Genomic DNA, 11,258 nt, shown 5'->3' on the forward strand with positions numbered 1-11,258 from the left:
TCGACGCGCAGGTGAAGGTGCGGGGCTTCCGCATCGAGCCCGGCGAGGTCGAGGCGCATCTGCTGGCCCATCCGCGCTGCCGCGAGGCGGCGGTGAGCGCGGCGAAACGAGGCGCGGAGGCGCATCTCGTCGCCTACGTCGCCGGGCGGGGCGGGGCGGAGGCCGATCTCGCCGCGGTTCTCGCGGCGCATCTCGCGGAGCGGCTGCCGGCGCATATGCGCCCCTCGCTGATCGTGGTGCTGCCGGCGCTGCCGCGTCTGGCGAGCGGCAAGCTCGACCGGGCGGGCCTGCCGGCACCGGAATGGAAGGCGGGCGCCTACGCCCCGCCGCGGGGGGCGACGGAAGAGCGGCTCGCCGGCCTGTGGGCGTCGCTCCTCGGCCTCGAGCGCGTCGGCCGGGACGACGGCTTCTTCGCGCTGGGCGGACACTCCCTGCTCGCCGCCAAGCTCGTCCAGAGGATCCGCGAGGAGATGGGCGCCCATATCGGCCTGCCGGCCTTCTACGCCGCGCCGAACCTCGCGGCGCTGGCCGCCCTGATCGACGACGCCGACGAGGCCCGCGCCCTCAACGATATCGATGCCCTGCTCGCCGAGTGGGAAGAGGCCTGACCATGTCCGCCGCCGCCGACCGCAATCCGAGCTGGGACCAGCTCGCCCGGCGCTTCGCCGCCCTGGCGCCCGAGAAGCGCGCCGGCTTCCTCGACGCGCTCGATGCCCGCGGTATCGCCTTCGAGCGTCTGCCGATCAGGCCGTTTTCCGACGGTGCGCCGGACCGGTTGGCGCTCGGCCAGCGTCGTCTGTGGTTCCTGTGGCAGCTGGAGCCTGAGAGCCACGCCTACAACCTCGGCGGCGCCCTCGCCCTCGACGGCCCGCTCGACGAGGCCGCCCTGCAACACAGCCTCGACTGGCTGGTGGCGCGCCACGAAACCCTGCGCACCGCCTTCGAGCCGAGCCAGGACGGCGAGGCGCGTCCCATTCTCCATGCGCCCGCACCGGTTGGGCTCACCCGGGCCGACGTGACCGACCGGCCCCAGCCGGAGCGCGAGGCCGCCGCCCGCGCCATCGCCGAGGCCGGCGCCTGCCAGCCGTTCGATCTCACCGCGGCGCCGCCGCTTCGGTTCGGCCTCGTGCGGATCGACCTCGAGCGGCACCTGCTCTGGCTCGCGATCCACCACATCGTCTCCGATGCTTGGTCGCTGGAGATCGTCGTCGGCGAGCTGTTCTCCGCCTACGCGGCCTTCCGCGAGGGCCGCGAACCGACCCTGCCGCCCCCGCCCGTGCGCTACGCCGACTGGGCCGCCTGGCAGCGGGTGCGGCTGGAGGGCGGCGCACTGGCCCGTCAGCTCGATTGGTGGAAGCAGGCGCTCGGCTCCGAGCACCCGCCGCTGGCGCTCCCGACCGACCGGCCGCGCCCGCCGGTCCAGAGCTTTCGCGGGGCACGCCACCGCTTCACGCTCGACGCCGAGACCAACCGGCAGGTCCGGGCGCTCGCCCGCGCCGAGGGCGCGAGCCTGTTCATGGTGCTGCTGGCGGGGCTGCACGCCCTGCTGGCCCGGCTGACGGGCGAGGACGACATCCGCGTCGGCATCTCCAGCGCCAACCGGATTCGGCCCGAGACCGAGCGGCTGCCGGGCTTCTTCGTCACCACGCAGGTGATCCGTGCCGAGGTCCGGCCCGCGACCCGGATGCGCGACCTGATCGCCGCCGTGAAGGCGACGACGCTCGCGGCTCAGGAACGGGCGGACGTGCCGTTCGAGATGCTGGTGGAGGCGCTGCAACCGGAGCGGACGCTGAGCTTCAATCCGCTTTTCCAGGTGAAGTTCACGCAGCAGCTCGACTTCCCGCAGACCATCCGCGCCGCCGGGCTGACCGCGACGCCCACCGAACTCGTCGAGAACGCCACGCATTTCGACCTCAGCCTCGACGTGACCGACCGGACGGACGGCATCGAAGCGGTGCTGACCTACGCCACCGACCTGTTCGATCCGGCCTTCGCCGCGCGCTTCGCCCGTGCCTATGCCGATCTCATCCGCCATGCCGCCCTTCATCCTGAGCGCACCCTTGCCGAGTGGGCGCCGGAGGAGATCTCTCGTCTTTCAGGCAAGGCCGCCGACCATCGGCATCCGGATGTGCTCGCCGCCTTCGCGGCTTGCGTGGCGCGGACGCCCGATGCGGTCGCCCTGCGGGCGGGCGATGCTTCGCTGACCTTCTCGGAGTTGGATGCCGCCGCGACCCGCCTCGCCCACGCGCTACGCGCCGAGGGCCTGACGCGGGAAGAGGTGGTGCCTGTGCTGGCCGGGCGCAGCCTCGATCTCGTCGTCGCCGCGCTCGGCGTGATGCGGGCGGGCGGCGTCTATGCGCCGCTCGATCCCGCTCTGCCGTCCGAGCGCCTGCGCAGCCTCGTGAACGACACCGGCGCCCGCCGCGTGCTGTCCGATGCCGAGGGCGAGGCCGCCGCGGCCGGGCTCGAACGGGCGCATCACGCCGTGAATGCCCTCGCGGCCCGTCCGATCCCGGCGGGCGCTGCGCCCTTCGCCGCCCCGCTGCCGGATCAGGGCGCCTACCTGATCTACACCTCGGGCTCGACCGGCGCGCCGAAGGGGGTGCTCGTGCCCCACCGGGCGATCGCGGCCTACACCCAAGCCATGCTCGCCCGGCTCGATCTGACGGAAGGCGCGAGCTTCGGCCTCGTTTCGACGCCGGCCGCCGATCTCGGCCACACGATGCTGTTCGGCGCCCTCGTCTCGGGCCGGACCCTCCACCTGATCGAGGCGGACGCCGCCTTCGATGCCGACCGCCTCGCCGACGTGGTCCAGGCGCAGCGCATCGGCGTCCTCAAGCTGGTGCCGAGCCACCTCGAAGGGCTGCTCGCGACGCCGCGGGCAGGGGACATCGTGCCGGAGTCGGCCCTGATCCTCGGCGGCGAGGCCCTGCCCGCCGCGCTGGCCGCACAGGTGCGGCGGCTTCGCCCGGGTTGCCGGGTGATCAACCATTACGGGCCGACCGAGACGACGGTCGGCGTCCTCGCCCACGAGGTCGCGGAGGACGGGGAGGAGGGCACCGTCCCGGTCGGGCGCCCCTTCGCCGGGGTCGAGGCGGTGATCCTCGACGCCGACCTCGCGCCGGTCCTGCCGGGCGCGGTCGGCGAACTCTATATCGGCGGCGACCAGCTCGCCCGCTTCTATCTCGGGCGTCCCGGCGCCACCGCCGAACGCTTCGTACCCGATCCGGCCCGGCCGGGCCGCCGGCTCTACCGCACGGGCGACCGGGTCCGGCTCGACGGCGGGGGCGCGATCCGCTTCCTCGGCCGCCGCGACGATCAGGTGAAGATCCGCGGCCACCGCGTCGAACTCGGCGAGGTCGCCGCAGCTCTCCGCGCGCTGCCCGGCATCGACACCGCCCATGTGGTCCTCGACCGCAACGAGGCCGGGCGGCCGCATCTCGTCGCCTACGTCACCGGCACGATCCAGGCCGCTGCCGGGGCCCGCGACGCCCTGGCCCGGACGCTGCCCGAGGCGATGGTGCCGAGCCATGTCCTGCGTCTCGAAAAGATACCGCTCACCGCCAACGGCAAGCTCGACCGCAAGGCCCTGCCGCAGCCGGAGACCGTTGCGGAGCCGACCCGCCGAGACTGCGGCAGCGAGGCGCAGGGCGTGCTGGCCGAGATCTGGGCCGAGGTGCTGCGCCGCCCCGCGGTCGGCCCCGACGACAACTTCTTCGCGCTGGGCGGCGACTCGATCCTGAGTCTGCAGATCATCGCGCGGGCCAAGCGCCGGGGTTTCCGGCTGACGCCGAAGCAGGTCTTCGAGCACCAGACCGTGCGGGCGCTCGCCGCCGTCGCCGTGCCGTTGACGCCGCCGGCGCCCGCCGCCGACGGACCGAGCGCGGCCGAGCGGACGCTCTCGGCGATCTGGGCCGAGGTGTTGCGCCGCCCGAAGGTCGGCCTCGACGACAACTTTTTCGCCCTAGGCGGCGATTCGATCCTGAGCCTCCAGATCATCGCCCGCGCCAAGCGCCAGGGCCTGCGGTTGACGCCGAAACAGGTGTTCGAACACCAGACCGTGCGGACGCTCGCCAAGGTGGCGGCGCCGCTGGCGTCGGCTGGGTCGAGCACCGCCCCGCAGCCGGCCGCGCCGTCAGGCGTCGCGCCGTCAGGCCTCGCGCCGTCAGGCGCCTCGATGGCGGAAGCCATCCTCGCCGAGATCTGGGCGGAGGTGCTGCGCCGGCCGAATGTCGGCTTCGACGACAACTTCTTCGCGCTGGGCGGCGACTCGATCCTCAGCCTCCAGATCATCGCCCGCGCCAAGCGGCGCGGACTGAAGCTGACGCCCAAGCTCGTGTTCCAGCATCAGACCGTCCGCAGCCTCGCCGCCGTCGCGGTTCCCCTCGACGCGGCCCCGGCGCCGGCCCCCGCCGCGGCTCCGCGCCCGGCGTTGAAGGAAGTGCCGCTGACGCCGATCCAGGCCGCCTTCCTGGCGCGCCCGGTGCCGAACCGCGGCCACTGGAACCAGTCGGTGCTCCTCACCCCGCGCGACACCCTCGACGCTGCGGCGCTCTCTGCCGTGCTGGCGGCGCTGGTGTCCCGCCACGAGGCCCTGCGCCTGCGCGTCCAGCCCCGCGGGGATCGCTGGAGCCAGGGCGTCGCGCCGGCTGAGACCGCCGACCTCCTCGCCGTCCGCACCCTCGCCGACGCGGCCGAACTCGACGCGGCCTGCGCGGCGACCCAGCGCAGCATCGATATCGGCACCGGCCCGTTGCTGCGGGCGCTGCTGGCACATCTGCCCGACGGCAGCCAGCGGCTGCTGCTCGCGATCCACCATCTCGCCGTGGACGGCGTGTCCTGGCGCGTGCTCCTCGACGACCTCGCCCTCGGCCTCGATCAGCACCGTCGCGGCGCGGCGATCACGCTGCCGGCTCCCGAGACGAGTTTTTCGGATTACGCCCGCGCCCTGCTGCTCCACGCCCATTCCGAGGCGCTGCGGGACGAAGCGGAATACTGGCGGGCGACGGCCGGCGCGGAAGCGCCGTCGAGCCCGACCCGGCTGGGGGAGGCCCGAACCCTTTCCCGCATCCTCGACGCCACCGCGACGCGAGCCGTGATGGAGACGGCACCGGCCGCCCTCGACGCCCGCCCGCACGAGCTGATGGCGGCGGCCCTCGCGAAGGCGCTGGCGGGCAGCGCCGAAGCCGTCAGCCTGTGGATGGAAGGCCATGGCCGCGATCCGTCCTTCGCGCCGGCCGATCTCGACCGCACCATCGGCTGGCTCACAAGCCTCTATCCCGTCCGCCTGCCCGTCCGCACCGAAGCCGCCGCGCACGTCACGGCGGGCCGCGACGCCCTGCGGGCGGTGCCGGAGGGCGGCGTCGGCTACGGGCTGCTCGCCCATCTCGCCGCGCCGGATCTGCGCGCGGCGGTGACGGCTCCCCGCGGGCCGGTCTTCAACTATCTCGGCCGGCTCGATGCCGAGATGGCCGGCGGCGCCTTCACCCTGGCGCCCGAAGGGGCCGGCACCGAGCGCGATCCCGACGCGCCGATGCTCGACCCGCTACGGCTCGACGCGCGCCTGCGCGACGGGCGCCTCCATCTCGACTGGCAATTCGATCCGGCCCGCCATGACGCGGGAGAGGCCGAGGGGATTGCGAACGCCTTCGAAGCCGCCCTGCGCCGGCTCGCGGGCGCGGAGCCCGAGGCGCAGAGCTATCCGCTGACCCCGATGCAGCAGGGCCTGCTGTTCCATGCCCGGCTCGCCCCCGGCGACACGGCCTACGTCAACCTGCTCGCCGTCTCCCTCGACGGACTCGATCCGGAGCGGTTCCGCGCGGCGTGGCGCGGGGCCTTCGCCCGCCACGACATCCTGCGCTCGACCTTCCATACCCGCGACGGCGCGGAACCGGTGCAGGTCGTGCATCCCCACGCCGAGCCGGCCTTCGAGGAGCACGACTGGCGTGGCCTGCCCGATGGCGACGCCCGGCTCGCGCGCCTCGGCGACGCGGAGCGCGCCCGCGGCTTCGACCTCGCGGCTTCCCCGCCGATGCGCCTGATCCTCGTGCGGACGGGCGAGACGGCGTGGCGCTTCCTCTGGGTGCGCCATCACATCCTGCTCGACGGCTGGAGTTCGGCTCGCCTCCTCGCCGAGATCGGGGCGCGCTACCGTGGGGACGCGCCGACCGGCCCAGCCCCGCGCTTCCGCGATGCGGTGGCCTGGCTCGCCGCCCGCGACCGAACGGCGGACGAGGCCTATTGGCGCGCGGCTTTGGCGGGCGTCGAAGAGCCGTTCCGCCTCTCCTCCGGCCGGGCCGGACAGCCCGGCCGGGGCCGGCTCGAGATCCGGCTCGATGCGAGGCGCACCGAGGCGCTGCGGACCGCCGCGCGGGCCAAGCGCGTGACGCTCAACACCCTGGTCCAGGCGGCCTGGGCGCTGCTGCTCGCCCGCCGCACCGGCCGTCCGGCGCTGTTCGGCGTCACCGTGGCGGGCCGTCCCGATGAACTGCCCGGCGCCGAGGACATGCTCGGCCTGTTCATCAATACGCTGCCCGTCGTCGCCGAGTCGCGGCCCGATCTCGGGGTCGGCGCCTATCTCGCGGCGTTGCAGGAACAGAACCTGTCCCTGCGCGAGCACGGCCACATCCCGCTGTTCGAGGTCCAGGCGCTCGCCGGAGCCGGCGGGGAATCGCTGTTCGACACGGTGCTGATCTTCGAGAACTACCCCGTCGATCCGGCGCTGCGCGAGCCCGCCCCCGGCGCGCTCGCCTTCCGCGACCCGCTGGTGAGCGAGGACACGCATTACCCGCTCACCGTCACGGTCGAGGCGGGGGAGACGGCGACCATCGGGCTCGCCTACGCCACCGACGTGTTCGCGGAACGCGAGGTCGAGGACATCGCCGCGGCCTTCGAGCGGGCCCTCGCGGCCCTCGCCGCCGCGGAGGACGCGGCGCCCCTCGGCAGCCTCGCGCTCGCCGCGCCGGGCGACCGCCCCGCCGTAGGGCCGGCGGCAGCCCCCTTCGTCCCGCTCGCGGCGCAACTGCGCCGCCATGCGCAGGCGAACCCGGAAACGATCGCGGTCGAGGGGCCGGGCGGACCCCTGAACTACGCCGAACTCGACCGGCGTTCCGATGCGGTGGCAAGCCGCCTCGCCGCGGCCGGCGTGCGTCGCGGCGACCGCGTCGGCGTCCTCGTCGGGCGCGGGGTCGCGATGGTGACGGCTCTGCTCGGCACCCTGAAGGCGGGCGCGGCCTATGTGCCGCTCGATCCCGAATACCCGTTCGAGCGCCTCGCCTTCATGGCGCGGGATGCCGGGCTGTCCGCGCTCCTCACCGAGCCGGACCTCTGCGCCGGCGCGCCGGCCGGCCCCTGGACGATGCTCGATGTCGAGGGCGAGGCGAACGGCCCGGTGCCGGCCTTCGTACCGCGTCCCGACGATCTCGCCTACCTGATCTACACCTCCGGCTCGACCGGGCGCCCCAAGGGCGTGATGGTCGGCCACGGCGCGCTGGCCAATCTCCTGACCGCGATGGCAGCGGAAATCGGCGTCGGTGACCGGGACCGGCTCGTCGCCGTGACCTCGCTCTCCTTCGACATCGCCGCCCTCGAACTGTTCCTGCCGCTCGGTGCGGGTGCCCGCCTCCACATCGCCTCGCGGGGGGAGGCCGGGGATCCGCGCCGCCTCGCAGCGCTTCTGGAGACGAGCGGCGCAACGGTCCTCCAGGCCACTCCGGCGACGTGGCGCCAGTTCAGGGCGAGCAACTGGGCCGGTCGGCCGGGCCTCAAGGCCCTGTGCGGCGGCGAGGCGCTGCCGCCGGACCTCGCCGCGTGGCTCGCGCCCCGCGTCGGCACCCTGTGGAACGTCTACGGCCCGACCGAGACGACAATCTGGTCCAGCGCCGGCCGCGTCGAGGCCGAACCGCATCTCGGCCGACCGATCGCGGCCACCGTCCTCCATGTCCTCGACGACGCGCTTCAGCCGGTGCCGGCGGGGGCAGCGGGCGAACTCTGGATCGGCGGTGCCGGCCTCGCCCGCGGCTATCGCGGACGGCCGGGGCTGACCGCCGAGCGCTTCGCCCCCGATCCGTTCGGCGCGCCGGGGGCCCGGATGTACCGCACCGGCGACCGCGTCCGGCGCCGCGCCGATGGCGGCCTCGATTACCTCCATCGCCTGGATCATCAGGTGAAGATCCGCGGCTACCGGATCGAGCCCGGCGAGATCGAGGCGGCGCTGAACGCCCATCCGGCCGTGCGCGAGGCCGTGGTGACGCCCGCCCCCGGCGGGGAGGGACTTGTGGCCTACGCCGTCGCGGGCGGAGGCATCACGCCGCAAGCGTTGCACGACCATCTCGCGGCCCGGCTCCCGGCGCATATGCTGCCCGGCTCGATCCTCCTCCTCGACGGACTTCCGCTGACGCCGAACGGCAAGCTCGACCGCGCCGCCCTGCCGCGGCCCGAGGCGAGCGCGGCGCCTGGCGCCGAACCGGAAGGCGAAACCGAGAAGGCGCTGGCGGCGATCTGGGCCGATCTGCTCGGGCTGGAGCGGATCGCCCGCGACGATCACTTCTTCCGCCTCGGCGGCCACTCGCTGACGGCGACCCGCATGGTCGCCCGGATCGAGAGCGAACTCGGCCGCATCGTGCCGCTCAAGTCGGTGTTCGAGGCCCCGACCCTGCGAGGCTTCGCCACCGAGGTCGAAGCGGCCGGTTCCGGGGACGCGGACGCCGAAAAACTCGCCCGCGCCGACGCCCTGCTGGCGGAGCTCGACGCCTGATGGACGCGCTCGCCGACCGCCTGCGCAAACTCGCCGCGCGCCTCGCCGCAACACCGCCGGAGGAGAGGGTGGCCTTGCTCGCCCGCTTCGAGGCGGCCGGCATCGGCTTCGACGACCTGCCCGTGCCGCCGACCGATCCGGCCCAACCGGCACCGGCCGCGGACGCGCAGCGCCGGTTCTACCTCCTGTGGCGGCTCGATCCGTCGAGCGCGGCCTACGCCGTCGGCGGGGCGGTGCGCCTCACCGGGCCTCTCGACCGCGCTGCCCTCAAGGGCGCCCTCGACGGGCTGCTCGCCCGCCACGACGCCTTGCGCACCCGCTTCCTCGAGGCCGAGGACGGCCGCGTGCTCCAGATCGCCGATCCGGCCGCGCCCTGCGCCCTCGCCGAGTATGAATGCGAAGGCCCCCAGGCCGAGGCCGCCCTGCGCGACCTCGTGCGCGCCACCGTGGAGCGGCCCTTCGACCTCACCGCCGGGCCGCTGCTGCGGGTCGGCCTCGCCCGCCTCGGACCCGACCGGCACGCGCTGATCCTCGCGCTGCATCACGCCGTCTGCGACGCATGGTCCCTCGGCGTGCTGACCCGCGAGATCGGCGAGGACTACGCCGCCCGCCGCGCCGGAAGGGTCGCGACCATTCCGGCCCCGCCGCTGCGCTTCGCCGATTGGGCGGCCTGGCAGGCGCTCCGCCAGGAGACCGGCCGCGACGCCGATGCCATCGCCCGTGTCCGGGCGCGTCTCGCCGACGCGCCCCGCGGCCTCGCCTTTCCCGAGCGCCTGCCCTCGGCCCCGCGCGACGGCGGTCGGGCGCAGCGGGTGCCGCTCGCCATCCAGGCCTCCGCGCAAGGGGCGCTCCATCGCCTCGCGGCCGAGCGCGGCGTGACCGCGGCGGCCGTGATGCTCGCGGCCTTCGCGGTCTTCCTCGGGCGCAGCACCGGCCGGGACGACATCGGCCTCGGCATGCCGGCAGCCAACCGCCAGGGGGCTGCGACCCACGGCGTGGTCGGCCCCTTCGTCAACACCCTGGCGCTGCGGCTGCGCCCGGCGCCCGCACAACCCTTCGCCGACCTCGTCGACGCCGCCGCCTCGGCCTTGCGACAGGGCATGGCCGAGCAGGCGCTGCCGTTCGACCGGATCGTGGAGGGGATCGGAAATGCGGGCGAAAACCCGTTCGACGCCCTCTTCGCCTACGAGCGCGCCGCCGCGCCGCCGAATTTTCCCGGCCTCGTCGCCGAACCGCTCCCTGCGCCACCGGAGACGGCGAAGTTCGATCTCGTTCTCGGTATCGAAGAGATGGAAGGCGGTGCCCTGTCCGGCGCGCTGATCTGGGCCGAGGCCCGCTTCCTGCCCGGCACCGGGGAGCGCTGGGCCGCGCGCTTCCTCGGCCTGCTCGGCGCCCTTCTGGCCGCGCCGGACGCGCCCTGCGGCGAAGCTCCGCTGCTGACCGCCGACGAGCGGGCGCTGCTCGCCGCGCAGCACCGGATGAAGCCGGCGCCCCCCTTCGTGCCGGTAAGCGCCCGCGTGGCTGCCGTCGAAGGCGACCGCATCGCCCTGATCCAGGGCGAGGGGCGCCTCACCTATGCCGCGCTGAACGCTCGTGCCAACGCGCTGGCGCATGCCCTCATCCGCCGCGGCCTCCGTCGCGAGGACCGCGTTGCCCTGCGCCTCATCCGCTCTCCGGACGCCTTCGTCGCCATCCTGGCCGTGCTCAAGGCCGGCGCCGCCTACGTGCCCGTCGATCCGGAAGCCCCCCTGGAGCGCCGCGACACCGTCATCCGCCAGGCGCAAGCTCGCCTGTTCCTCACCGATCTCCCCGGCGAGCCCCCCGCCGCCTGCCCGACCCTGCGCCTCGACGAGCCGGACGCCTTCGCCGGACCCACGACCGAGCCCGGCATCGCGATCCACCCGGACCAGCTCGCCTACGTCATCTTCACCTCCGGCTCGACCGGCCAGCCGAAAGGCGTCGCCGTTGCCCACGGGCCGCTCGCCATGCATGCCGAGGCGGTCGGCGAGCGCTACGGTCTCACCGGCGACGACCGGGTGCTGCACCTCATCGCGCTCTCCTTCGACGGCGCCACCGAGGCCTGGCTCGCCGCCCTGTTCCATGGCGGGCGCCTCGTCATCGGCGAGCCCCGCGGCTGGACCGCCGAGGATACCCTCGACGCCATCCGGGCCGAGGGCGTCACCGTCACCGGCATGTCGCCGGCGCTGCTCACCAGCCTCGCCGAGGCGCAGGCGCAGGCCGGCGGCGGCCCGCTGCCGATGCGCTCGTGGACCGCCGGCGGCGAAGCCTTCGGCATCGAGGCGTTCCAGGCGGTGCGCGACACCTTCGCCCCGGCCCGGATCATCAACGGCTACGGCCCGACCGAGACCGTCATCACCCCGCTGCTGCTGACCGTCGACCCCGACACCCCCGCCACCGCCTGGGACGGCGCGGATTGGCTGCCGATCGGCACGCCCGTCGGCGCCCGCACCGCCCACGTCCTCGACGAGACGCTGCAGGAGGT

General features: G+C 74.4%; 3 protein-coding genes. All 3 read left to right on the forward strand.

The genetic code is table 11. The annotated features are described in order from the left end of the window. Positions 1-608, forward strand: a 608-nt coding sequence (locus tag BM140_RS24645; RefSeq protein WP_131803968.1) for a phosphopantetheine-binding protein, incomplete at its 5' end; no start/stop codon positions are given. A gap of 2 nt (positions 609-610) precedes the next feature. Further along, positions 611-8,755 (forward strand): non-ribosomal peptide synthetase, encoded by an 8,145-nt coding sequence (locus BM140_RS24650; protein ID WP_091952087.1) that lies wholly within the window; start codon positions 611-613, stop codon positions 8,753-8,755. Beyond that, the coding region (locus BM140_RS24655) for a condensation domain-containing protein (RefSeq protein ID WP_165616556.1) at positions 8,755-11,258 on the forward strand (2,504 nt) is incomplete at its 3' end. The genes BM140_RS24650 and BM140_RS24655, both read left to right, overlap by 1 nt.

This window comes from Methylorubrum salsuginis, assembly GCF_900114375.1.
Lineage (GTDB): Bacteria > Pseudomonadota > Alphaproteobacteria > Rhizobiales > Beijerinckiaceae > Methylobacterium > Methylobacterium salsuginis.

What these genes read in the sequence shown, in the direction of transcription:
- BM140_RS24650 (WP_091952087.1), top strand. Translation starts at nt 611, where the DNA reads ATGTCCGCCGCCGCCGACCGCAATCCGAGCTGGGACCAGCTCGCCCGG.